A 280-nucleotide genomic window follows, 5' to 3' on the forward strand; every position below is an offset into this window, starting at 1 on the left:
GGAAGCCGCCATGCTCATGGCAGCTTCTCACTTCTGCCCGGAGCTCCGGACGGGCAGAACGACCAAGCAACCGGACAGGGAATGGAGTAAACTCATCATGAAGTTTAAATTGGTACCGCTGGCCGCAGGTCTGGTCCTGAGCGCCGGGGTTGCTCACGCCGCGACACTTGACGACGTCAAGGCGCGGGGCTCTCTGAACTGCGGATCGAGTGTGTCACTTGCCGGCTTCGGCCAGCCCGACGACAAGGGCGTGTGGAAGGGCCTCGACGTTGATTTCTGC

The 280-nt window shown here is 61.4% G+C and carries 1 pseudogene; it reads left to right on the top strand.

What is annotated here, in order from left to right:
• Window positions 1-97: 97 nt before the first annotated feature.
• Window positions 98-280 (top strand): annotated as a pseudogene (locus ACO0LB_RS20975) (amino acid ABC transporter substrate-binding protein); the annotation flags it as partial.

It is taken from the genome of Undibacterium sp. SXout7W (genome assembly GCF_049339385.1).
Lineage (GTDB): Bacteria > Pseudomonadota > Gammaproteobacteria > Burkholderiales > Burkholderiaceae_D > Undibacterium.